Annotated in this window: 22 protein-coding genes and 1 pseudogene; 7 read left to right on the forward strand and 16 right to left on the reverse strand. The window is 66.4% G+C overall.

Annotated features, from left to right (window positions below; translation table 11 throughout):
• Nucleotides 1-19: 19 nt before the first annotated feature.
• Genes argB through argC form a run of 3 tightly spaced genes read right to left on the reverse strand, consistent with a single transcriptional unit; the run spans nucleotide 20 to nucleotide 3,197 of the window.
• On the reverse strand, nucleotides 20-928 hold the full coding sequence (argB, locus tag ABZS43_RS29485) for an acetylglutamate kinase (RefSeq protein ID WP_355039245.1): 909 nt from the start codon (nucleotides 926-928) through the stop codon (nucleotides 20-22).
• Nucleotides 925-2,142 carry a bifunctional glutamate N-acetyltransferase/amino-acid acetyltransferase ArgJ gene (gene argJ / locus ABZS43_RS29490; RefSeq protein WP_355039246.1) on the reverse strand — a complete coding sequence of 406 codons (1,218 nt, stop codon included), beginning with the start codon at nucleotides 2,140-2,142 and terminating at the stop codon, nucleotides 925-927. The genes argB and argJ overlap by 4 nt, the downstream gene beginning before the upstream one ends.
• Complete coding sequence (argC, locus tag ABZS43_RS29495; RefSeq protein WP_355039247.1) at nucleotides 2,139-3,197, reverse strand: N-acetyl-gamma-glutamyl-phosphate reductase; 1,059 nt, start codon at nucleotides 3,195-3,197, stop codon at nucleotides 2,139-2,141. The genes argJ and argC overlap by 4 nt, the downstream gene beginning before the upstream one ends.
• 90 nt (nucleotides 3,198-3,287) lie before the next feature.
• On the opposite strand from argC, the gene ABZS43_RS29500 reads away from it, so the two are divergent.
• Nucleotides 3,288-4,061, forward strand: coding sequence for an isocitrate lyase/phosphoenolpyruvate mutase family protein (locus ABZS43_RS29500; RefSeq protein ID WP_355039248.1), 774 nt, complete (start codon nucleotides 3,288-3,290; stop codon nucleotides 4,059-4,061).
• A 219-nt stretch (nucleotides 4,062-4,280) separates the two neighbouring features.
• Here the strand turns inward: ABZS43_RS29500 and ABZS43_RS29505 are convergent, their stop codons facing one another.
• Nucleotides 4,281-4,769 (reverse strand): pyridoxamine 5'-phosphate oxidase family protein, encoded by a 489-nt coding sequence (locus ABZS43_RS29505; protein WP_355039249.1) that lies wholly within the window; start codon nucleotides 4,767-4,769, stop codon nucleotides 4,281-4,283.
• Nucleotides 4,770-4,832: 63 nt separating this feature from the next.
• Between ABZS43_RS29505 and ABZS43_RS29510 the strand changes: the two genes are divergently transcribed.
• The gene (locus tag ABZS43_RS29510; RefSeq protein WP_355039250.1) at nucleotides 4,833-5,831 is read left to right on the forward strand and encodes a YafY family protein; all 999 of its coding nucleotides are present in this window, start codon (nucleotides 4,833-4,835) and stop codon (nucleotides 5,829-5,831) included.
• A gap of 30 nt (nucleotides 5,832-5,861) precedes the next feature.
• On the opposite strand, the gene ABZS43_RS29515 is transcribed toward ABZS43_RS29510, so the two are convergent.
• Nucleotides 5,862-6,962, reverse strand: a complete 1,101-nt coding sequence (locus ABZS43_RS29515; protein WP_355039251.1) for an FAD-dependent monooxygenase — start codon at nucleotides 6,960-6,962, stop codon at nucleotides 5,862-5,864.
• Nucleotides 6,963-7,083: 121 nt separating this feature from the next.
• On the opposite strand from ABZS43_RS29515, the gene ABZS43_RS29520 reads away from it, so the two are divergent.
• Entirely contained in the window at nucleotides 7,084-7,632 is a 549-nt protein-coding gene (locus ABZS43_RS29520; protein WP_355039252.1) for a TetR family transcriptional regulator, read from the forward strand.
• A 41-nt stretch (nucleotides 7,633-7,673) separates the two neighbouring features.
• Here the strand turns inward: ABZS43_RS29520 and ABZS43_RS29525 are convergent, their stop codons facing one another.
• The 8 genes and pseudogenes from ABZS43_RS29525 to ABZS43_RS29560 form a co-directional block, all read right to left on the reverse strand.
• Nucleotides 7,674-8,981: an alanine racemase gene (locus ABZS43_RS29525; RefSeq protein WP_355039253.1), complete on the reverse strand. Its 1,308-nt coding sequence runs from the start codon at nucleotides 8,979-8,981 to the stop codon at nucleotides 7,674-7,676.
• A 39-nt stretch (nucleotides 8,982-9,020) separates the two neighbouring features.
• On the reverse strand, nucleotides 9,021-11,828 hold the full coding sequence (gene ppc, locus ABZS43_RS29530; protein WP_355039254.1) for a phosphoenolpyruvate carboxylase: 2,808 nt from the start codon (nucleotides 11,826-11,828) through the stop codon (nucleotides 9,021-9,023).
• Between the two features lie 111 nt (nucleotides 11,829-11,939).
• On the reverse strand, nucleotides 11,940-12,359 hold the full coding sequence (locus tag ABZS43_RS29535) for a VOC family protein (RefSeq protein WP_355039255.1): 420 nt from the start codon (nucleotides 12,357-12,359) through the stop codon (nucleotides 11,940-11,942).
• A 104-nt stretch (nucleotides 12,360-12,463) separates the two neighbouring features.
• A pseudogene (locus ABZS43_RS29540) lies at nucleotides 12,464-13,020 on the reverse strand (sugar O-acetyltransferase).
• A gap of 79 nt (nucleotides 13,021-13,099) precedes the next feature.
• A complete protein-coding gene (locus ABZS43_RS29545) occupies nucleotides 13,100-13,675 on the reverse strand; it encodes an ATP/GTP-binding protein (RefSeq protein WP_355039256.1) in 576 nt (191 codons plus the stop codon).
• Between the two features lie 37 nt (nucleotides 13,676-13,712).
• Nucleotides 13,713-14,117, reverse strand: coding sequence for a DUF742 domain-containing protein (locus tag ABZS43_RS29550; RefSeq protein WP_355039282.1), 405 nt, complete (start codon nucleotides 14,115-14,117; stop codon nucleotides 13,713-13,715).
• A gap of 35 nt (nucleotides 14,118-14,152) precedes the next feature.
• Entirely contained in the window at nucleotides 14,153-14,590 is a 438-nt protein-coding gene (locus tag ABZS43_RS29555) for a roadblock/LC7 domain-containing protein (protein ID WP_355039257.1), read from the reverse strand.
• An 18-nt stretch (nucleotides 14,591-14,608) separates the two neighbouring features.
• Nucleotides 14,609-17,494 carry a nitrate- and nitrite sensing domain-containing protein gene (locus tag ABZS43_RS29560; protein ID WP_355039258.1) on the reverse strand — a complete coding sequence of 962 codons (2,886 nt, stop codon included), beginning with the start codon at nucleotides 17,492-17,494 and terminating at the stop codon, nucleotides 14,609-14,611.
• A gap of 537 nt (nucleotides 17,495-18,031) precedes the next feature.
• Between ABZS43_RS29560 and ABZS43_RS29565 the strand changes: the two genes are divergently transcribed.
• From ABZS43_RS29565 to ABZS43_RS29580, 4 genes are read left to right on the forward strand one after another with little or no spacing between them, the layout of a single operon-like run.
• Nucleotides 18,032-18,559, forward strand: a complete 528-nt coding sequence (locus tag ABZS43_RS29565) for a DUF3558 domain-containing protein (protein ID WP_355039259.1) — start codon at nucleotides 18,032-18,034, stop codon at nucleotides 18,557-18,559.
• A gap of 15 nt (nucleotides 18,560-18,574) precedes the next feature.
• Entirely contained in the window at nucleotides 18,575-18,958 is a 384-nt protein-coding gene (locus ABZS43_RS29570; RefSeq protein ID WP_355039260.1) for a hypothetical protein, read from the forward strand.
• 4 nt (nucleotides 18,959-18,962) lie between these two features.
• Entirely contained in the window at nucleotides 18,963-20,279 is a 1,317-nt protein-coding gene (locus ABZS43_RS29575) for a hypothetical protein (RefSeq protein WP_355039261.1), read from the forward strand.
• 25 nt (nucleotides 20,280-20,304) lie between these two features.
• Nucleotides 20,305-21,078 carry an ESX secretion-associated protein EspG gene (locus ABZS43_RS29580; RefSeq protein WP_355039262.1) on the forward strand — a complete coding sequence of 258 codons (774 nt, stop codon included), beginning with the start codon at nucleotides 20,305-20,307 and terminating at the stop codon, nucleotides 21,076-21,078.
• Between the two features lie 42 nt (nucleotides 21,079-21,120).
• On the opposite strand, the gene ABZS43_RS29585 is transcribed toward ABZS43_RS29580, so the two are convergent.
• From ABZS43_RS29585 to ABZS43_RS29595, 3 genes are read right to left on the reverse strand one after another with little or no spacing between them, the layout of a single operon-like run.
• Entirely contained in the window at nucleotides 21,121-22,140 is a 1,020-nt protein-coding gene (locus ABZS43_RS29585; protein WP_355039263.1) for a hypothetical protein, read from the reverse strand.
• 36 nt (nucleotides 22,141-22,176) lie between these two features.
• Complete coding sequence (locus ABZS43_RS29590; RefSeq protein WP_355039264.1) at nucleotides 22,177-22,695, reverse strand: hypothetical protein; 519 nt, start codon at nucleotides 22,693-22,695, stop codon at nucleotides 22,177-22,179.
• Nucleotides 22,696-22,733: 38 nt separating this feature from the next.
• Entirely contained in the window at nucleotides 22,734-23,507 is a 774-nt protein-coding gene (locus ABZS43_RS29595) for an alpha/beta hydrolase (RefSeq protein ID WP_355039265.1), read from the reverse strand.
• Nucleotides 23,508-23,552: the final 45 nt, after the last annotated feature.

Genomic DNA, 23,552 nt, shown 5'->3' on the forward strand with positions numbered 1-23,552 from the left:
GGCTTTCATGGCATGGCTTTCATGGCATGGCCCTACTCGCGGCGGGTGTCACCATCGTGCCGATCCCCTCGCCGGTGAACAGTTCGAGCAGCACCGAATGCGGCACGCGCCCGTCGATGACGTGCGCCGTCGGCACACCCCCCTCGACGGCGCGCAGGCAGGCTTCCATCTTCGGCACCATGCCCGCGTCCAGGTGCGGCAGTAAGGCCGCGAGATCGACGGCGTCGATGCTGCTGGTCAACGAGGAGCGGTCCGGCCAGTCGGTGTAGAGGCCCTCGACGTCGGTGAGGATCACCAATTTCTCGGCGCCGATACCCTCGGCGAGCGCGGCGGCGGCGGTGTCGGCATTGATGTTGTGCACGACTCCGTCGATATCGGGGGCGATCGTGGAGACGACGGGGATTCGTCCCGCGCCGATCAGATCGAGCACCGCATCGGGATTCACCCGGGTGACGTCGCCGACGAGACCGATATCGGTCGGCTCGCCGTCCACGTCGACGGTGCGGCGAGTCGCGGTGAAAAGACGCGCGTCCTCACCGGAGATGCCGACCGCGTACGGGCCGTGCGCGTTGATCAACCCGACGAGTTCGCGACCGACCTGACCGAACAGCACCATCCGCACCACATCCATCACTTCGGGTGTGGTTACCCTGAATCCGCCGCGGAATTCCCCCTGCAGCCCGAGTTTCTTCAGCATCGCGCTGATCTGCGGGCCGCCGCCGTGCACCACCACCGGATGCACCCCGACGGTGCGCAGGAACGCCATATCCGCGGCGAACGCGCGTTTGAGATCATCGTCGATCATGGCGTTGCCGCCGTATTTCACGACGACGACCTTGTCACGGAACTTCTGCAGCCATGGCAGCGCGTCCGCGAGGACATGCGCCTTGTCCACCGCCGAGAGTTCGTGCAGCAGTGGGCTGTTCATGAGCTGTAGGCCGAATTCTCTTCGACGTAAGCGTGCGAGAGATCGGTGGTGCGGATCGTCGCGGTTCCCTCGCCGACATTGAGGTCGATTCGCACCTCGATATCCATGCCGGACAGATCGACCTGACGCGCACCCGGTGCGCCGACGCCGTCGACGCAGACCGGATTGCCGTTGAACGACACCGAGATCCGGTCGGGGTCGAGGGTGATCGGCGCGATGCCCACTGCGGCGAGCACCCGGCCCCAGTTGGGGTCGGACCCGAACAGCGCGGTTTTGACCAGGGAGTCGCGAGCGACGGCGCGCGCGGCGATCAGCGCCTCGTCCTCGCTGAGCGCGCCGGTGACGGTGACCCGCACCCGCTTGGTGACGCCTTCGGCGTCGGCCATCAACTGCTCGGCCAGATCGTCGCAGACCGCGAGCACCGCCGCGTCGAGTTCCTCTTGCGACGGCGTGACTCCGCTGGCGGCGTTGGCCAGTAGCAGCACGGTGTCGTTGGTGGAGCAGGAGCCGTCCACGTCGAGCCGGTCGAAGGTGAGCCGGGTGGCATTGCGCAGCGCGTGATCCAACTGTTCGGCGGTGGCGCGGGCGTCGGTGGTCAGGACCACCAGCATGGTGGCCAGTGAGGGCGCGAGCATGCCCGCGCCCTTGGCCATCCCGCCGACATTCCATGTGTCGCGGTGGTGGAATGCCGCTTCCTTGGGCACGGTGTCGGTGGTCATGATGGCGTGCGCCGCGTCGAGACCGCCGGACAGGCCGCCGCCCATTTCGTGCACGATCTCGGTGACCGCCGGGATCAGTTTGTCCATGGGGAGCCGGTCACCGATCAAACCCGTTGAGCAGACCGCGATCTCGCCCGCACCGGTTTCGGTTCCCCAGTTGCTCAGCGCCGCGGCGAGAGCTTCGGCGGTCCGATGGGTGTCCTGGAAACCTCCGGGCCCGGTACACGCGTTCGCACCGCCCGAATTCAGGATGACCGCACGCAACCGGCCCGAGGTCAACACCTGCTGCGACCACAGGACCGGGGCCGCCTTCACCTGATTGCGGGTGAAGACACCGGCCGCCGCGTAATCGGGGCCCTCGCTGAATACCAGTGCCAGATCAGGTTTCCCGCTGGCTTTGATACCCGCGGCGATACCCGCCGCGCGGAAGCCGAGCGGGGCGGTGACGCCCTGGGTCCGGATCAGCTTGCCGCTCGCACTCTCGACTGTCGTCACGGTGCCACTCCTACGGTGGAAAGTCCTTCGGTCTCGTCGAATCCGACGGCCAGGTTCATGGATTGGACCGCGGCTCCCGCCGTGCCCTTGGTCAGGTTGTCGATCGCGCCGATCACGACGAGCAGGCCCGCGTCGGTGTCGACGGCCACCTGGAGGGTGACCGCGTTGGAACCGAGGACCGAGCCGGTCTGGGGCAGCACCCCTTCCGGCAGCAGGTGCACGAAAGGTTCGTCGGCATAGGCTTTTTCATAGACGGCGCGGGCCTGGGCCGCATCGACCCGCACCGGCGCGGTGCAGGTCGCGAGGATGCCGCGCGGCATCGGCGCGAGCACGGGGGTGAACGACACCGCGACATCGGTTGCGCCCACCGCGCCGAGATTCTGCGCGATCTCGGGGGTGTGCCGGTGCGCGCCCGCGATCCCGTAGGCGCGCACCGAGCCCATCACTTCCGAACCGAGCAGGCCGACGTCGAGTTTGCGACCAGCGCCGGAGGTGCCGCTGACCGCGACCACATGCACCGCCGGTTCGACGATTCCCGCCGCGATCGCGGGCGCGAGCGCAAGGCTGGCCACCGTGGGATAGCAGCCGGGCACCGCGATCCGCCGCGCACCGCGCAGGGTTTCGCGACCGCCGGGCAGTTCGGGCAGGCCGTACGGCCAACTGCCCGCGTGCTCGCCGCCGTAGTACTTGGTCCACGCCGCCGCGTCACGCAACCGGAAATCGGCGCCGCAATCGATGATGACGGTCGATTCGGGCAGGGCCCTGGCCAGCGCCGCCGACTGGCCGTGCGGAAGGCCGAGGAAGACGATGTCGTGTCCGGCCAGTTCCTCGGCGGTACTCGGCGCGAGCACGCGGTCGGCCAGCGGCAGTAGATGCGGCTGGTGTTTACCCAGTCTGCTGCCCGCGTTCGACCCCGCGGTCACCGCCCCGATCTCGAGACGACCGTCGCGGAATCGGGGATGACCGAGCAGCAGGCGCAGCACTTCGCCGCCCGCGTATCCGCTCGCACCGGCAACGGCGACCCGCGTGACAGGTTCGCCCGACGTATCAACCATGAAATGATTATGCACGACTATGCAATCCCATTCATTAACGGGGGGCGAATTCGGCAACCTACCGAACCGCATCGGGGATACCGTCGGGGTATGACCAAGACCAAGGTCTTCCACGAGCTGCACCATCGCGACACCCCCCTCGTCCTGCCCAACGCCTGGGACTTCGGTTCGGCGGCCATGCTGGTGGCCGAGGGATTCCCCGCCGTCGGAACCACGAGCCTCGGCGTGGCCGCGGGAGCCGGACTCACCGACGGCGCCGGCGTCACCCGCGACGAAACCCTGACCATCGCCACCCGGCTCGCGCGCCTGTCGGTACCGGTGACCGTGGATATCGAGGGCGGATTCAGTGACGATCCGGGAGCAGTGGCCGATTACGTCGCTCGGCTGGCCGAAATCGGCATCGCCGGGGTGAATCTGGAGGACGGCCGCACCGAGACCTCCCTGGCCGTGCCGGGACAGCAGGCCGAGGTGATCGCGGCGATCAAGGCTGTCGCACCGGAGATATTCGTCAATGCGCGGATCGATACCTACTGGCTCCAACTCGAACAGGAATCCACTCTGTCACGCGCCGACGCCTACGCTCGAGCGGGCGCGGACGGCATCTTCGTGCCAGGGCTGAGCGATCCCGCGGAAATCGGTGCGGTGGTCACGGCGGTGCCGCTGCCCCTCAACATCCTCTATCTGACGACCGGGCCGTCGGTCGCCGAACTGGCCGCCCTCGGTGTGCGGCGGGTGAGCACCGGATCGCTGCTGTACCGGGCGGCGCTGGCGGCGACCGTGGATATCGCCTGCGCGGTGCGCGACGGCGCGCCGGTGGCAGGCGGGATCCCGACCTACCGCGACGTGCAGTACCACGCGCGATGAATGTCGGCCACGGTGCCGATCAACCGGATGATGTAGGCCGCCGAACAATGCCGCCGAACAATGCCGCCGGAGAATGCCGCCGGAGAAGACCTAGGAGATCATGCGGGGATCTGGCGGCGGTCAACGAAGAGATCCGCGCGGGCGGGTGCGTGGGTTTTCGCCGCCGGACTGCATCCACCCGGTGCCACCACGGTGGTGCGCGAGGCCGATCCGCGGTGTTCAGCGTTCGACGACGCGCTCTCCCTCGCCCGGCTTCCAAATGGTGATGTGCAGTGTGTCGTCTCCGACTTCGACGGTGGAGGCCCCGGTCAACTCGGCCACATAGAAGTGATCGAATTCCTCTCCGCGAATGTCGAAACCGCTCTCCTCGAAAAGATCTTGGGCGAAGCGCCGGTGGACCTCCCTGTCCGGCAGGTCGGTGACGGTGCCGAACAGTTTCGCGTCACCGTCGCCGACCATGGTGTCGACCGTCGCGGTGTGCAGGCAGAAACGCGGGTCGCGGGCCAGATCCTTGAATTTGGTGGTGTTCGGCATACCCGCGATGACGAGCATGCCCTCGAATATGCGCGGTTCGACGGGGCTGATTCGCGGGGAGCCGTCGGCGCGCAGAGTGGCGAGCATGCAGAGGTTGCCCGTGGCCCGATGCCGACGTTCGAAGATGGTCGCGATCTTCGGTGCTTGCGCGGTGAACTCGCTCCAAGTGGTCATAGGGACGACGGTACGACGAAAACCTGTCATCTTCTGTCAGGTTCGGGCGGATATTGTCGAACGGTGCGCGCGAGTCGGCTGGTGCAATTGCTCCTGATCCTCCAGACCAGGGGCCGGGTCACGGCCCCTGAACTCGCCGCCGAACTGGAGGTGTCGGTGCGCACCGTGTACCGCGATGTCGAGGCGCTGTCCGCGGCGGGCGTGCCCGTGTACAGCGAGCCGGGCCGCAATGGTGGGGTGCGACTGGTGGACGGCTATCGCACCCGCCTGACCGGCCTGACTTCCGACGAGGCCGATGCGGTGCTGCTCGCCGGGCTCCCCGATGCCGCCGCCGACTTGGGCCTTGGCACCGTCCTGGCGACGGCACAATTGAAGGTGCTGGCGGCCCTGCCGCCGGAATTGCGTGGGCGCGCCACCCGCATCGCCGAACGAGTGCACGTGGACGCGCCAGGCTGGTTCCATCGGCCCGACGAAACCCCGACCCTCGCCACCGTCACCGACGCGCTGTGGCACGACCGCCGACTCCAGGTGCGCTACCGCCGCAGTGATCGCGTCGTCGAGCGCCTGATAGACCCACTCGGCCTGGTACTGAAGGCGGGCACCTGGTACTTGGTGGCGCGACAGCGTTCCGATATTCGTTCGTATCGGGTCAGCCGTATCGAGACCGCCCGTGCCACCGACGAATTCTTCACCCGCCCTGATGATTTCGATCTGTCCGCACACTGGTCCGAGGCTCAGGAGGATTTCGCCCGCTCGATGTTGCGTGTCCGCGCGCGATGCCGCATCGATGCCGAGCACATGCGCATGCTCCGATTGAGTTTCGAACCCGTCGCCGTCGCGGAGGCCTACGCGTCGATGTCGGAACCCGATGCGCGGGGCTGGGTCGAGATCACCGTCGCCTCCGAATCGTATCCGGTTCTCCTGCACGGTATTTTGATGATCGGCGAGCACGTGGAAATCCTCGGACCACCCGAATTGCGCGCGCAGATATCGGCGATCGCCGCGGCGATGGCGAAGCGCTACGGCGCCGTCGCGCCCACAGATGGCCTGACGTCGCCGTAGCGATCCACCTCGCCGGGATCAGCGACGTGTTCAACAGGTCCAGTCGAGTACCGTACCGAGCGCCCCTACCTGCGCCGACGCCGGAACCAGTCGGAGCACGGTGTTGCGGACCGCCACCGCCGGTCGCCATGACCACTGGGCGACGACGCCGATGCGGCCCGAGCGCGCCGCGATCATCCGGGTGCGTGGGCGACGTTCGCGGTCGTAGCGGGTGAGGTCGACATCCTCGTCGGCGACGCGCGCCAGGATCACCGCGTCTTCCAGCGCCTGGCAAGCGCCCTGGCCGAGATTCGGGGTCATGGCGTGTGCCGCGTCGCCGAGCAGCGCGATCCGTCCGCTCACATAGGTGGGCAACGGCGGCAGTTCGTAGATATCGTGCTGTAGGACCGCGGCCGGATCGGCGGCGGCGAGCAGCGCCGGAATCGGGTCGTGCCAGTCGCCGAAGCGGCGACGCAGTTCGGCGAGTCCATCTGTTTCGGTGCCCGCGGGCAGATTCGCCGTGGCGAAGCAGTAGACACGCCCGTCGGGCAGCGCGGCGAAGCCGAAACGTTCACCCCGGCCCCAGGTTTCGCCGAGATCGCCCATCGGCTCGGTCGGGGCGAGCACCACCCTCCAGGCGGTATAGCCGGCGTACTTCGGCGCGATATCGCCGCATACCGCGCGACGCACCACGCTGTGGATACCGTCAGCGCCGACGATCAGATCGCCGGTGACCTCGCCCGTCGCATGCGTCACCACACCGTCCGCGGCGACACCTGTCACCGAAATACCGGTTCGCACCGCGGTTTCCGGGACGGCCGCACGCAGGATCTCCAGCAGGTCGGCGCGATGCAGCATGATCGGCAGGCCGTAGCGATCGCGAATCGCCGCCACATCGGTGCGCGACAGCAGACGCCCCCGATCGTCCCTGATCCCGGCGGAACCTTCCTCCCTGGCCCGCGATCGCACCTCACCGCCGACGCCGAGCGCGTCGAGCGCGCGAAGCGCATTGGGCCACAGTGACAATCCGGCACCGAGCGCTTCGATTCGGGCGGCCCGCTCGAGCACCTCGATATCCCAACCCCGCCGACTCAGGGCGATAGCCGTGGCGAGACCGCCGATGCCGCCGCCGACTATGACCGCCTTGGACATCTCGCTCTCCTCTTCCACCGACTGGGTCGCCCGCGATCCGTCCGACCGAGAGGAAATCTACTACATATGTAGTTCACATACAACATTTGTAGTCTCACCACCCTTGACATAGTGTGCAGCCGTGCCTACGAAACGTGAACTCGTTCTCGACGGGGCGATCGAACTGCTCGGAACCCGCGGACTCCGCGCCCTCACTCACCGCGCGGTCGACGAATCCGCGGCCATGCCGTCGGGCTCGGCGTCGAACTATTTCCGCACCAGGCAGGCACTGCTGATCGGTGTGGCCGAACGCCTCGAGGAACGCGACCACACGGATTGGGCGGTCCTGAGCCGACTGCCCGCGCCAACCACGGTCGAACAGCTCGTCGACGGGCTCGCGCTGTTCGCCGTTCACGCCGCCGGCGCCGACCGCACTCGCACCCTCGCGCGCTACGCGCTGTTCGTGGAGGCCCAGACGTCGCCCGTCCTGCTGGAATCGGTGCGGCGCGGCCATGATCGGCTGACCGCATGGGCCGCGACCATGCTGGACGCATTCGGGGCGCACCCTTCGGTCCCGAAAATCCTGGTCGACTATTTAGACGGCGTTATCCTGCATCAATTGATCAGTCCGGCAAGGGCTTTCGATCCATCCCCGGCGTTGAGCAGGACGGTCCGCGCGCTTCTGGCGTGAGGCGGCGAACGTCACCTCGCACGCGCACGGCCGCCGCGGCGTCAGAAGAAGGTGTGCACGAGGTCGACCACGCGGGGACGCGCCGACGAGGCGTCGTCGATGACCGGTATCAACCGCCATTTGTCGAAGGCCGTGCACGGATGGGACAGGCCGAGCCGCACGACGGTTCCTACTGGTAGGTCGTCCGCTGACGCACCGGGCAGGCGCAGGAAGGCATGCTGATCGTTGAGCGCGGTGACGGCGGCGGACGAATCGAACGGTACCGAAACACCCTGCGCCACCGCGTATTGCGGAACCGGAAGCCCCTTGTCATAGGGGAGGTCGCGTTTGCCCGCGTCCAGTAGCGCCAACTCCGGTTCCGGGCGTGACACGGTCCGCGCCCAGCCGTGCATCGCCGAGCGCAACGGGCGATCCGATCGGGCGGCCGTCCAAGGTGAGATCTTCGCGTAGAAACCGTCATCGTGGATGAGGTACGCGCCGCAGCGCAGTACCACGGTGGTCGGAATACCCCGTGCGCCCTGCTCATCCGTGAGCTCGGCCAGATGTTCGACGACCAGGTCCTGATAGGCGCTGCCACCGGCGGTGACGATCGCGGGACCGGGATAGCGACCGCGATCGGCCAATTCCCGGTGCAGACGAGCGAGTTCGCCCAGATAGTGGCGCACGGCCGCGATCGATTCCGGCGTCCGATCCTCTGCCAGCGCCGCTTCGTATCCGCCGACCCCGGCCAGCACCAGTCGGTGCGACCGCGTCACCGCCTCGGCGACAGCGTGCGCGTCCTCGACTCGACGCACCCCCGTCCTGCCCCGCGGACCGCCCAGTTCGACCAGCACCGGTATGCGCGCGGAACCCGGGGCCGAGCGCAGGTGCCGATCCATCACTTCGACAGTCTCGACACCATCCACCCAGCTGACGAACTCGAATGCCGGATCTCGCTCCGATTCCGCCGCCACCCAGCGCAATCCGACGGGATCGACGAGCGCGTTCGCCAGCACGATCCGAGCGACCCCGAACAATCGGGCGATCTGCGCCTGCCACCCGGTGGCGAGGGTGATGCCCCAGCATCCGGCCGCCAACTGCTCGGCCCACAGGGCGGGAGCCATCGTGGTCTTGCCGTGCGGAGCCAACCGCACCCCGGTCGCGTCCGCCCAATCGCGCATCACCGCGATATTGGTGTCGAGTGCGGCGCGATCGATGGTCAGCAGGGGTGTTTCGAAATCATCGAGGTACGGTGCGGTTTCCAGGAAATCCCGCACCGTACGACCCCATGCCGTCGGCGGCACACTCTTGTGTTCGGGTCCGAGTAGTCGATCCGCCAGCGCCACAACGGCTTTCGCGTCGATCGTCACCGCGCCTTCCCTCCGTCTCCCATCGAGCGGCGTACTTCCCTACCCCGAATTGCGTAGCGCGGTGGCCAGGCCGTTCATGGTCAGCAGGATGCCGCGCTTGACCAGTTCGGAATCATCGCCCGCACGCAGCCGCCGCAGCAGTTCCACCTGCATTTGGTTCAGCGGCTCCAGGTAGGGGAAACGGTTGTGGATCGACTCGGCCAGCGACGGGTTGTCCGCGAGCAGATGATCGTTACCGGTGATGGCCGCGTGCATGCGGATGGTGCGGGCGTGCTCGTCGCGGATCATGCCGAAAATGTTGTCGCGCAAGGTCTCGTCCACGACCAGTTCGGCGTAACGAGCGGCGATGTCGAGATCGCTCTTGGCCATCACCTGGGCCAGATTGGACAGCACGGTCCGGAAGAACGGCCAGCGCCGGTACAGATCCGACAGCGTGGCCAGCCGCTCGTCGTCGCCGCCGATCCACTCCTCCAGCGCCGTCCCCGTTCCGTACCAGCCGGGCAGCATGACCCTGGCCTGGCTCCAGGACATCACCCACGGGATGGCACGCAGATCCGATACCGAACTCGTGGGTTTGCGCGAGGCGGGCCTGCTCCCGATATTGAGGTCGCCGACCTCGGCGACCGGGGTCGACTGCCGGAAATACTCCACGAAACCGGGGGTCTGGTGAACCAGTCGGGCGTAGGCCGCGCGGGCGCGAGCGGCCAATTCGTCCATCAGTTCGTAGGAGGGCTCGGCCTCGGAGCCGAGACCTTCGACATCGAGCAGTGTCGACTCCAGCGTGCCCGCGATCAACGACTCCAGATTGCGGTGCGCCGCACCGGGTTCCGCGTATTTTGCCGCGATGACCTCGCCCTGTTCGGTGAGTCGCAGCGAACCGCGCACCGCACCCGCGGGCTGGGCGAGGATCGCGTCGTAACTGCGACCGCCGCCGCGACCGACGGTGCCGCCGCGACCGTGGAACAGCCGCAACCGGATCCCGGTTTTGCGCACCACCTCGACCAGATCCAGTTCGGCCCGGTAGAGCGCCCAGTTCGCGGCAAGATATCCGCCGTCCTTATTGGAATCGGAGTAGCCGAGCATGACCTCCTGGCGCATATCCGCGGCGGTCACCAGTTCCCGGTACACCGGCACTTCGAGCGCCGCGGCCAGGGTTGCCGCGCCCGCGCCCAGATCCTCGATGGTTTCGAACAGCGGCACGATACCCACCGTGCAGTTCGGCGGACCGTCGGGTTCCCCCGGGTCGAGCAGGCCGCCCTCCTTGAGCAGGAGCCCCGCCTCCAAGATGTCACTGACGGAGGTGCACATGCTGATGATGTAGTTCGGCACCGCCTCGGGTCCGAGCGTGGCGACGACATCGCGTGCGGCGCGGATGATTCCGAGTTCCTTGGTGGCGAGTTCGCTCAGCCTGGCGTGCGGGCCGAGCAGCGGTCGCCTCGTGCGCAATTCTGCCGAAAGCAGTTCCACCCGTTCGTGTTCGGTCAGGCTCGCGTAATCCGGGTGCACCCCCGCCCAGGCCAGCAACTCGGCGACGACCTGTTCGTGCACCTCCGAGTTCTGCCGCATATCCAGACCCTGCAGGTGGAATCCGAAGGTTTCCACCGCATGGCGCAGCGCGGCCAGCCGATCGTCGGCCAGCAGATCGTCGCCGCCCGCACGCATGGACGCGTCGATCGCGTCGAGATCGTCGAGTATCGACTGCGGCGTCGCATACACGGGTGCCGTCTCCGTGTCCCGACCGGTGACCGCACCCGGCAGCGCGTCCACCGACACCCCGGCCCCGACGGCGCCGAGCGCTCGCGCCGCCGTCGCGGAGAGCCTGATCCGAATGGCATGCAGCGCACGGCGATACGGTTCGTCGGCGTGGGGCGCCGGATCCGGATAGCCCGAGGCGGCCAGTTCCGCGACACGCGTGCTCACCGGCACCAGACGCGCCGATTGCGAGAGCGACTTCTCCAATTCCTCCAGTTCCCGAAGGTAGCGGCCGAAAGCCACCCCCGCGGCCTGCCCCGCCGCCTGGCGCACCACCTCCGCCTGGACATAGGGATTCCCGTCGCGATCGCCGCCGATCCACGATCCCGGCCGCAGCATCGGCCGCGGCAGCAATTCGACACCCGGCCACCGCGACCGCAGGGCCGCCCGCACTTCCGCGTTGATCGCCGGAATCACGTCGAACAACGTGAGTTCGTAATAGCGCAGACCCACCGCGATTTCGTCCTGGATCCGCAACCGCTGCAACCGGATCAGCGCCGTGCGCCACAGGGCGAGCACCTGCCTGCGGATCTGTGATTCGAACGCGAGGCGTTCGCGCTCGGTTTCGGTGTAGCGCTGACGACGGCGCATCAGGTCGGTGATGCTGGTCTGCACGTCGAAGACCGTGCGCCGCCTGGTCTCGGTCGGATGCGCGGTGATCACCGGGGAGACCAACGCGTCGGCGAGCAGGTCGGCGACAGCGGCGCCGTCCAGCGCGGCGGCGTCGAGTTTGCGGTAGGTGGCGGCCAGCGAGGAATCCTGCGGCGGCTCCCCCGCCGCCTCGTGCGCGGCACGACGTCGATCGCGCTGGATATCCTCGGCCAGATTCGCCAGCAGCACGAAATAGCTGAACGCCCGGATCAGCGGCAATGCCACCGAGATGTCGACGCCCTCCAGTTTTCGCGCCACCGCGCTGCGACCGACCTCCTCGCGCCTGACCCGGAAGGCCTCGGTGCGCACCTGTTCGATCAGGTCGAAGACCTCGGGGCCCTCGTGATCGCGAATGGTGTCGCCGAGCACTCCTCCGAGAAACCGGATGTCATCGCGCAGCGGCCGGATGGCGTCCTGTTCGGTCTCGATCCGCGGTTCGGTCATCCTCCGACACTACTGCCGAAAGACCCCGAGCAAGCGCTCGGATCTGCGCAGATCACATCCGTCGAGACCGTGGCGTCCGCGCTCTCCAGCAGCCGGACCGGCGGGATTGCCTCAGCCCAGGATCTGGGAGAAACGCAGGTGATTGCCCCACGGATCCCGGAAACCGCAGTCCCGCACGCCATACGGCTGGCTGATCGGCTCCTGATCGATGCCGACACCGGCGTCGCGCAGCCGGGCGAAGGTCGCGTCCACGTCCTCGGTGGTGAAGATCAGCGTGCTCTGGGCGCCGGAAGCGAGCCGGGCGAGCGCCGCCTCCCGCAGGGCGGGAACCGGGACCATATCAGGGTTTTCGAGGAGAAATTCGAGGCCGGGCTGCGCCACCGGGCCCACCGTCAGCCACCGGCCACCCGGAAACGCCACATCCTGGCGCACCTCGAAACCGATGACATCCCGATAGAACTCCAACGCCTCGTCCTGGTCGCCGACCAGAATGGATACGTGGGTCAGCGCGAAATCTTTGCCGTTGCTCATGTGATTGCCTTTCCTCGATGTCGAGCGGGACAGTACTGAGGACGGAGCCCGCGAGGAAAGATCATCGGTCCTGATCGAGAAATTCTTCCGCTCCGCAGACCGAGCTACAGCTGCCGGATTACTCGCGCCGGATTGCCCGCGGCGAAAACCCGGTGCGGGAGATCCCGGGTGACCACACTGCCAGCACCGACGACGGTGTCATCACCGACGGTGACGCCGGGACACACGATCACCCCGCCGCCGAACCACGCGTTGTCGCCGATCCTGATGGGTGCCGCCGACTCCCACCGTTGCCTGCGCAGCTCGTGATCCTCCATCGGATGCAGGGCGGTCAGCAGCTGGCAGCGGGGCCGATCGACACGTCGTCGCCGATGACGATCGGTGCGCAGTCCAGCAGGATCGCGTCGTAGTTCAGGAAGCTGTTCGCGCCGATCTCGATGAGATATCCGTAGTCGCACTGGAATCGGGGCATGATCCACGAGCCCTCCCCCAATGCGCCCAGCAATTCACGCAGCACCGACGTGCGTAGCCCGGTCTCCCCCGGACCGGTCCGGTTGAATTCGTCGCAGAGCCCCTGGGCGCGTATCCGCTGCGCGACCAATTCCGGATCATTGTCCCGGTAGAGCTCGCCGCGCAGCATCCGATCCCTCTGCTCACCCATCCGGTCAGGCTAACCGCTCGAGCCGCGCCGCCCAGGGCCGTGACCGTCGCACCGATGTCCTCCGGTCCGACGGGCACCCTCAGCCGACCGACCTCGACCGCAGGTGCGGGGTCGACAGACGGTGCAACAACACCTGCTCCAACAGGGCCACCAATACATCTCTGACCGCATCGCGCTGCCGTGCGTCGCATTCGAGCACCGGAATCCAGTCGTCCAGCTCCAGCGCCTCGCGCACCTCGTCCACGTCGAAAACCGCGCCGTTGTCGAATCGGTTGACCACCACCACGAACGGGGTGTTGTGCTCCTCGAAATAGTCCAGTACCGGGTAACAGTCCTCGACCCGGCTGGTATCCACCACGATCACCGCCCCCAGCGCACCGTCCACCAGGTCGTCCCACAGGAAGACGAATCGGTCCTGGCCGGGAGTGCCGAACAGGTAGAGGATCAGCGAACTGTCGAGTGTGATGCGGCCGAAGTCGAGCGCGACAGTGGTCTGGGTCTTGTCGGCGCGACGACCGGGATCGTCGACGCCGAGCGCCATTTCGGTCATCGCGGCCTCGGTGACCAGCGGCTCGATCTCGGAGATGGCCCCGATGAACGTGGTCTTCCCGACCCCGAATCCACCGCTGATCACGATCTTCACCGAGGAAGGCATCGGCATGTTCTGTGCCGTCGCGGTCGGTGGCCGATATTCAGAGTGCCCGTACAAGGTCCCTGATCCTCTCGATGGCAGCGGTGGAAAGTTCGGCAGCGGCACGCACCGTGACATACCCCTGGATCGCGAGGTCGCTCACGATGACTCGTGCCACGCCCACCGGCACCCGCAGCACGGTGCCGATCTCGGCGATGGAATGTGGTGTCTGACAAAGCTGTACAACGGTGCGCTGCTCGAAGCGCAAAGGCGCGGACAGCGCCGCGGGCAGCGCCTGCACCAGGGTTTCGATACGCAGCCCGTCCACCAGCGGGGTGGTACGCCCCGCGGTCATGACGAAGGGGCGCACAAAGGTTTCGTCGCGGTCCACGCCGGACTCGGCCGGACCGTGGGCGCCGGGTCGGGGCGGATCGAACCGCCCCGTGGATCGGGTCACCGGGATCATCCGCGGATCCGGCAGCCGCGGCCGGTCAGGATCTCTCATCTGCGCAACGTCTCTCGCAATTCGGTGATCAACGCGGGGTCGAGCAGCGTGCCCGCCCGCTCGGCCAGCACCGCCATCTCGTAACCGACGAGTCCGACATCGCTGCCGCCGTCGGCGATGACACCGAGGCAACTGCCGTCGCCGAGCGCCGACACCAGCAGAAATCCACGTTTCATCTCGATCATGATCAGCTTCAATCCGTCGAACGCGTAACTGCGCGAAGCGCTTTTGGCGAGGCTGGCCAAACCGGAGACCATGGCGGCGAGACGATCCGCGCCCGCCCGGTCCAGACCATCGGACATGGCGATCAGTAGTCCGTCGGAGGAGACGGCGACAGTATCGCGGACGCCATCGGTATCACGGACGAACTTCGCCAGCAACCAGTTGAAGGCCTGCGGGTCGGTGCTGGTCGCGGGTTGCGTATAGGTGGTCACGAAACTCCCCTTCGGTACTCAGTTGTCGAGCGGGCCGCGCGCCGGATCACCGGCGCGCGTTGCGGATTCGGATGTTCCTGCGGTGTTCGGGCCGGTGCGCGCACCGGATGCCGGGTGGACGGTCGTGTCGAGCGACAGCGCCCTGCGGTGCGGGATCGGTGACCCGTCCGAGCGCGATGCCGGTGCGGCGGGCGATGCGTGAGCGGAAGGCATTCCCCCCGTGGGCCCTGGCGGGCGGACCTGCGACTCCTGGCCGCGCGTCGCGGTGGACACCGCCGAGGGCAACGGGCCATCCGGTGAGACGATCGACGGCCGCGCCCCCGGCGACGCAACACCGTCGGCGGCACGGTCGACCGGGACCGCACCGCGCTGAATTCCGGTGCGGAATGCCGACAGCATGCCCCGCACATCCTCGGGCGACCGTTCGGGCGCCGGGGGGCGGGGTGGCATCGGGCGTACCGCCGCGACGTTTTCGGATACCCGATGGCGCTTGTTGCGTTTGACGAGTCCGTTGCGGGTGCGCTGCACCGGAGCGGCGGAGTCGCTTGCCGGAGTGTCATTTTCGGGAACGTTCCACCACTTGGTGGGGTGTTCGGGGGCCTGCTCCGCGCCGCGGCCGGGTGCGCCCGCTTCTCGCCCCATCGCCCCGTGCCCGTTCTGCGCCGAGTCCACCGGCGTGTTCGAGTAATGTCTCCGCTCATCGGGCGTCGGCGTCGCGGAAGCCGCTGCGGTGACCGTGGGCGCGATATCGCGCCCGTTCCGCATCGAATCTCCGACCGTGTGCCCGAGATCATCGGCCCGATGCCCGGCATCCGTCGTACGGGGCGAACCTCCCGCCGCGTGCGCGGGGCCCGGTCCGGTCCAGCCGTTGCGGGCAGCCGCCGCCGGAAGACCGAATCCCGCTCCGTCGGGAGCGGAATGCGCCGGGCGACGACCGTCCGCCGTTTCGCCGGGATCTGTCGAATGAGCCGGGGCTGTTCCAGCAGCCGCGGGTGCGACGACGCCGCCCTCCGGATCGGTGAAGGCGAACAGCGACAACTCCTCGCGCGCCGCGCGCTCGCCCTTGTTCGGGTCGGACTTGCCGTGCTCACCGTCGAGGATTTCCCCCGGAATCAGCAATCGCGCCGCGATGCCGCTCACCGGTGAGGTATTCAATTCGACGTCGATATTCAACCGCCGAGCGAGACGGCCGACCACGTAATGTCCCAGGTAGCGCGTCGGTGCGACCAGGAAGTCACGTTCGCCGCGCAGCCGGGCATTGGCCTCGGCCAACTGGTCGGCGGGCATGCCGACGCCGTGATCGACCACCGCGAGCAGATAACCGTTCGGCAACTTGCGGCCGTAGATCTCCACCTCCAGATCCGGTGGGGAGAAAGCCAATCCGTTCTCGATGAGTTCGGCGAGCATATGCGCCAATTCGGTGACCACCGCGCCGGTGATGGCGACATCGTCGATGCGGCGCAACATGACCCGGCGGTAGTCGTCGACCTCGGACAGTCCCGCGCGGATCACATCGGTGAGCGGAATCGGCTCGGCCCAGCGGCGGGGACTGCCCTCACCCACCAGGACCAGCAGACTTTCGGCATTGCGACGCATGCGGGTCGCGAGATGGTCGAGTTCGAACAGGTTCGACAGCGCCTTCGGATCCAATTCCTCCTGCTCGAATTCACTGATCAATCCCAGCTGGCGGCGCACCAGATTCTGGTTGCGCCTGGCCAGATTCGACATGGACTCGGTGCTGTTACGCCGCATCACCGCCTGTTCCGACGCGAGTTCGAACGCGGTGCTCTGCACGCGATCGAGAGCCCCTGCCACGGCGGCGATTTCCCTACTCGCGCCGGGCGGAGTACATACCGGCGCGGGCGGGTCCGGCGGGTTGTCACCCGCGTCATGCCAGGCCGCGATCACCTCGGGCAGGCGATGGCTCGCGACCTGGTCTGCCTCGGCGGCCAGCGCGGCCAGCGGCCTGACGATGGCCCGCATACTGGCGACGACCAGCGCGATCTGCGCGGCGATCGCGAGCAGCGCGGCGACGAGAAAACCGCCGAGAGTCGACGCGGCGTCCCGACGCAGATCCGCGGCACGGTCCCGGACCGCGTCGCCCACCACCTGCTGCACCGCGCGTTCCTCGTCGATCACCGCGGTCATCCGCGACCACCAGTCGAACGGATCCACCGAACGCACCAGTGGTCCCGCGGTGGACTGGATCGCGACATTCTCCGATTCGGTCGCTCTCGACGCGTTCTCACCCGCCAATACGGCGTCGAGCCGGGCCTGCTGGTCGGAGGTGGCATCCCGGGCGAAGGCGGCGAGACCTGCCATCTTGGCGGCACGGATATCGAGGAATTGCACGTACTCACCGGGGCCGAATTCGTCCGCCGCGAAAACACCGTTGAGGAAGCCGCGTTCCTTGGCGGTCTGCTCCTTCGCCTCGCCGAGCGCGTAGAGCGTCTGCAACCCGTGCCTGACCTCGGCGTCACCCGCCTGATCCAGGCCAAGTCGCAGGTGATTCAGCGCGTTGATGCCGTCGGTATAGAACTGGAAGGCAGCGGGTCTGGCGATACGCCTCGCATCGATCTCGGCTCGGGTCGCGCTCAGTGCCGCGAATTGGCCCAGCGCGGAACGCACCTGCGCCGCACCCGGTTTCTGACCGTCCAGCGCTTTGTCGAGCGCCTGCAATGCCCGATCGGTATTGCCGCGCTGATCGATCACCGAATTCTGCAACCGACCGTCGCCACCGAGCCACCCGTTGCTGAGACCGCGTTCGCGCTGCGCCTCGTGCAGCACATCCTGCACCGCCAGCGCGAGTACCACCGCGTCCACGGTGTCACCACTGTGCCGATACGCCTGGACCTCGCGGGTGATCGTCACCCCGAGCAGGGTCAGCACCAATACCAACGACACCAACAGAATTCGCGCCAACTGCCCGCGAATGGTGCGCGGGCGGACGATATTGGCAGAGGTGGCCCGGTTTACACCGTCAGTCCCACCCGGCGCGGCAACCATTGTGCCACCGGATGTTTCCGGCCCGGACCGTGAACGCAACACCTTGCTCCTCCGAACGTGAACCCGTGACAGCTCCGGAAAGTCACGAGCACGCTCCCACAGGGGGCAACCCTCGTCAACGTGAAATACCGACAAAACGGACATGCGCACCGTTTGTATACATGCTGGTAATCAACAGGTTTCGGTATGTCCATCCGCTCACACCGACCACCTGATGGATGTGACTTCGGGAGGCTTTCGATAGGGCATGCGGTTCCCGCGTGAGCACGCACACAGTCCCCGCGACGGCGACGCGATCCGGTCCTCATGCGCCGCCCACATCTATGCGCGGTGACGGGTAGGTCTGTCCGATACAGCCGCAGCGCATCAAGATCGAGCCATACCCCCTCTGCTAAAGTCGGACAGTCTGAGTCATCGCAGATCGAGAGGGTGGGGATGGCGTACCGATGGAAGTTACTGCTGGTCACGGCCGCCATGGCTCCTGGCTTGACATCCTGCGGTATCTCGACCAGCGAGAACCCGACAACAACAACCAGCGCGGCACCCGCAACGCTTTTCGATCCTTGCACCGGGATTCCGGACGACGTCCTGAAGACCGCAGGCGTCGATCCATCCAGGAAAGAAAGCGGTATCGCCGGCGTACGCCAGTCCGGGTGGGAAATATGTTCATGGCGTGGCCCCAAATACACAATTGGCGTTTTCTCCACAGGACGTACTGTTTCCGAATTCGAAAATAAAGCCGGCAATGTCGAATTCGAAGATGTCGTAGTCGCGGGGCGTAAAGGGCGACAATTCCGCGTCGAGGGTGGTTCCTACGATTTGATGTGCGATATCCTGCTCCCAGTGATGCAGGGCGTGGTGCAGATAAAGTTGAGTAACAACCCAATTCTCGACAACCCGGCACCGCCATGCCTATTGGTGCGCCAAGCCAGTGAGTCGATAGTTCCAGTGCTACCAAAGTGATGAGGGGGATGCAGAGTGGGCGGGGTAGATAAATTAAACTGGGAGACGTTTGCGCAACAGACGCGGTCTGGTGATCTTTACCTCGATAGCGAGGAAGTGGCTCGAGAGTGCCTGACGGCCTGCGAGAACCGACTGGAAGACTTGCGCGACATGCTCACGTACGCACAGTACACGCAGAACGTCTCCGGCTTCGGCGATTTCAATATGGGCGACGATCTGGTCAAAATGTTCAAAGGCCAAGCCACTGGCGAAGACAACTCGATCGACAAGGTCATTCGCGAACATATCGAGGTCGTCAAAGATATGGGCGAGATCATGGCCCTCTCGATCAAACGCATCACCGGCCAAGACGTGACCAACACGACGCACTTCAACACCAACACCGAGGCGATGGGATAACCCCATGGGATTCGGAATGTTCGAATGGAGCGCAGGCGATCTCGGCTCCTCCATGCTCGAAAGCCTCACCGACCTGATCGCGGGCGAGGAACGCAAGCCGGGTATCGATCCCGCCGCGGTGCAGAACAAGTACAACCAGCAACGTGACGGTGTGCGCAACGACGCGTCGAGCATCGGATTCCAGGGCGCCTACCGACCGCGATCGGTGAACCGGACCGATGATTTCGACAAACCGAATACCGCGGAGCTGCGGGCGAAGGTCGACAAGATCGACATCGCGGCCGTGGACAATCTCGCGACCGCGTGGAGCGAGATCGGCAAACGCGCCGAGACGTCGTTGACCAATTTCACGAACGCCATGAAACGTGCCACCGACGAAGGTATTTGGCGTGGCGCGTCCCGCGATGCGGTAGCGAAGGCGGTGAGCGACTACGGCACCGAGGCGGTGCAGCTGTCCAACGCGGCCAAGCTGACGGCCAATAAGGTCGCCGAGCTCAAGTCCGGTTTGGAACCCACCAAAGCCCTTGTGCCACACGCCCCCGATCTCCGTTCGAATGTCGAGAACGCCCGGCATTGGATTGCCGGGCGCGGGTGGCGTGGTAACGAGGAGGCCGAGGATACGGCCCATGCCGAGGCGAAGCGCGTATTGGAGTCGGTGTACACGCCGGTCATTCACGAGACCGATACCAACGTGCCTGTCATTCCGAAGCCGACCAACCCGACGTCGAACAATCCTGGCGACGTCCCCACGGGCGGCAGTCCGACGCAACCGTCGAGTAAGAGCCCGACGGCGAATCAGCCCTCCGGTCAGCCGTCGAAGACCGATGATCCGCAGACCGAGAACCCCGCCGAGACTCCCGCGACGAATCCGCAGAGCACCGAACAGGATTCCCCGACCTCATCGCAGTCGGCGAATCCGTCGTCGCAGCAGCCGACATCCAAAACCGACTCCCCCGCGACCACCCCGGCGAGCGCCAACCCCACGGGCGCCAACCCGACGTCGGCGACCCCGGGTTCTCGGGGCACGCGCGGGACCGGCTCACCGGGTTCGGGCAGTCCGAGCGGCACTCCGTCCCCCGGACGTTCCGTGACGGGCACCCCGGTCGCGGCCGGTGTGTCGGCGAGTACGGGCACGAATGTCGCGGCCTCGACCGCGGGGCGCAACGGTATGAGCGGAATGGGCTCACCGGGTTCGCGGGGCGGCAAGGATGACGAATCCACCAAGGGGATTCCGGACTATCTGATCAATCAGCTCAACGGTGAGGAACTCACCGGGCTGGATTCGATCCCGGGGACCGTGCCACCGGTCATCGGCGAGTGAGCACAGAGGACGGCGGAAATATCGCATGACAGCGCTGCGGCGGTGGCGTTTCACCGCGCTCGAATTCCGGGTGCTCTGGGAGTCGACCGGGCGGGATGTACTGCCCTACCCGCTTCGACACCGCTCGACCGAACAGTTCCAGGAGGATTTCGACCGGTTGCGCCGGGCGGCGGCGCAGGTGGTCGTCCCACAGTTGGACGATGATCTTGTGCGCGCGGTCGAGGTGCTGCTGAAGCCGGAGGCCAGGGTGGAGGTGGCCGGGTTCTACGGTTCCGGGAAGGCTCGCAAGATCCGGGCGCACGGCGGAGTGCATTTCCAGCATTCCGCGGTCGCCGTCCAGGAACCGGGTATCGACCACGAGCGCGGCGGTGATGTCGATCTGCTGTTCCTGAACGCCGAGGATCTCGCATCGGCGGTGGTCGGGGTGATTCCGGATTGCCGTGCGGGACAGGGTAAATCGATGCAGGTCCCCATCGAGGAACTGGAGAAGCCCCCGCCGGTGATCCGCGACGCGTGGCGGCCGACGGTGCGCGAGGAGTTCGACAAGTTCTTCCGCCGCCCGACGACCGCCAGCACCCATGTCGGGGTGTATCCGCTCGGCAGCATCGACAATCGGCATATCAAGGGGCGCAAGGATTTCCAGATTATCGATTTCGAGAACGACGGCCGTTACGTCAGTTTCGGCAGTCGCGTGGTGACCGTGAAGCCCACCGATAGGCAACGGATTACCGCGACCATGCGGGAGATGATCAACCGCACCGTCGACGAGGTGCGCAACGGCGAGCACCAGCCGCGCTGAGCCGTCGCCGCTGGCATCCGAGCCCGCGGCGACGGAACCGGGTCAACCCGCCAGGATCGCGAGTACCGCCTCCGAGGTGTAGAACGGCTCTAGGCGTTGCCGGATCAGCGCGGCGAGCACGCCGTTGCGCTTGGCGCCTTCGATGACGGCGGGTCCGTAGCGCAGGATCTCGGTGGCGATATCGTCGCCGGTCAAACCAAGTTCGGGCAGCATGGCCGCGAGGGTATAGCCACCGTACTTCTGGAAGAACACCTCGACGCATTCATCGACGAGCAGGCCGAAGTATTCCTTCTCGCGGGTGGTGACGGCGATCTCGTAGCAGATCAGCACCAGTTCGTTGAGATCCTTCTTGGTCAGGTATTCGCGCAGACCGCTGACCGGTTCGTCGGCGTGCAGATCCCAGAATTCCATGGCCGCGGGATGCACGGGGGCGTCGCGCAGCATTTCCCGGATGGCGTTGTTGGTGCGCTTGAGCGCGAACAGTGCGCCCTTGCCCGCGAGGTCGCCCACGAAGGTGCCGTCGGCGGCCTTCTTGGCCCGATTCGCCGCGGACTGCCCCAACGACATGAGCGAGGAGACACCGGGGATCTTCTCTGCGCGCTCCCGATTGGCGGCCACGAAATCGTTGATCAGTTTGTCCACGAATTTCGCGGCGACGGTCGCGACCAGCGGGCTTTCGGTCAGCCGATCCAAGATGCGTTCCTGAGCCTGGTGCATGCCGAGGATCTTCTCCAGCAGCGCCTCGACAGGTTCCCTGTCGACCACCTGGCCGAGGGTGTCGTCGTTGTTCTCGGCGATGTGGTCGTAGATCGAATCCGCGAAGACCCCGGCCATATCGGCGAGGACGGGACTGCCGCCGATCAGGTCGACGATGGTGCGCACCGTCTGTTTGGCCTGGTCGAGTTCGACGATGTCGCGGAACACGAGGGTGTCGGCGACCTCGAGTACAGCCTCGATATCGCGGGCGACGACCTCCGTGAAGCGGTCGCCGGTCACTTCGCCGAGCAGGAATTCCACCTGGGCATCGAGTAGCCGTTCGGCGATCTCACGGGGTTCGGTCATCGAGTTCCATCCCTATCTGCGGTCCGGTCCGCCCGGTCACGGATCGTGTCGGTCGACGTCGTTGCCGCGCACCGATTTCCGTATCTGGTCCAGACGTTCGCGGGCGGCTTTCTCGCGCGCCTGAAATTGTTCGTCGGCACTGCGGCCCGCCGGGGTCTGCCGGTCGAGTTCGCCCATCCCCTGCGCGGTGCCGAAGCGCTGCTCGACCTTATCGCGAACCGAGTCGAAGGTCGGCACCCCGGATGTCGAATAACCGCCGATGGTGGGCGCGCCCGGGCTATCCGTCGGCGGGAACGGTACCGCGGGTACCGGAATACCGCCGCCGACCTGCCCCGATTCGACACCGGCCGACGACGCGTCGCGCACCGGCGATTCCGTTGTGGCAGGAGTCACATTGTCGATCAATTCCGCGTGATGGACTTGGGCCACCTCATCGAGGGCGTTTCGCAGCGCCCACAGAGCGGATCGCCCGGACACCACGGGACGCAGGACCGCTACCAGTTCCGCATCCGACAATGCCGCCAATTTCGCGGTGATGTCGCTGTAATCAGTCATGGAGCCAGGTTACGCAGCTTCGGAGGAAGGCTCCCTGGTCATCGGGGGTTCCCGAGCACGCCCCCGGCCCAGCTACGCACCAGTTCCATCCAGCGTCCACCGCCGACGGCGATCAGATCGTTGTGGCCCGCGCCGGGGAACACTTCCAGCCGCTTCGGCTCGGGCGCCGCCGCATACAACCGTTGGGCATGCCGCAGCGGGAGCAGTTCGTCCTGATCGCCGTGCATGATGAGCACCGGAGCGCGCAGCGTGCGGATCCGGCGCAGGCTCGGGTACGCGTCGGGGACGAGCGGACTCGGCAGGAACGGGTAGACCGATCGGGCCGCGTCGCGGATTCCGGTGAAGGTGGACATCAGGATCAGACCGGCGGGCGGATGCTCGGTGCACAGTTCGAGCATGACGCCGCCGCCGAGCGATTTGCCCAGATACAGCACCCGTCTCGGGTCGACGCCGGACTGTTCGAGCAGGGTCCGGCGGGCCGCTCGCACGTCGAGATAGGTGCCGTATTCGGTGGGCCGCCCCGTACTGCGTCCGTAGCCGCGATAGTCGAACGCGAGAACGTCGAAACCCATTTCGGTCAGCAGCGCGAAAATCGGCACCCGGTCCCCGATGGTGCCCGCGTTGCCGTGCGCGAACAGCACGTGCCCGATGGACCGCGGCGCGGGTATCCACCAGCCGTGCACGGTTTCGCCGTCCTCGGTGCGGATGGACAGGTCGGTGTAGGACATGCCGAGGATGGCGGGGGTGTCCACGATCCGCCGGTCCGGCATGAAGGTCAGCGCATTGAGGATGGGGGCGGCCGGATGTCGCATACCCTCTTCATACTCGGCATTCGCCGCGCGCGACAGTTCGCCGCC

This window comes from Nocardia sp. NPDC005366 (assembly GCF_040606855.1).
Taxonomy (GTDB): domain Bacteria; phylum Actinomycetota; class Actinomycetes; order Mycobacteriales; family Mycobacteriaceae; genus Nocardia.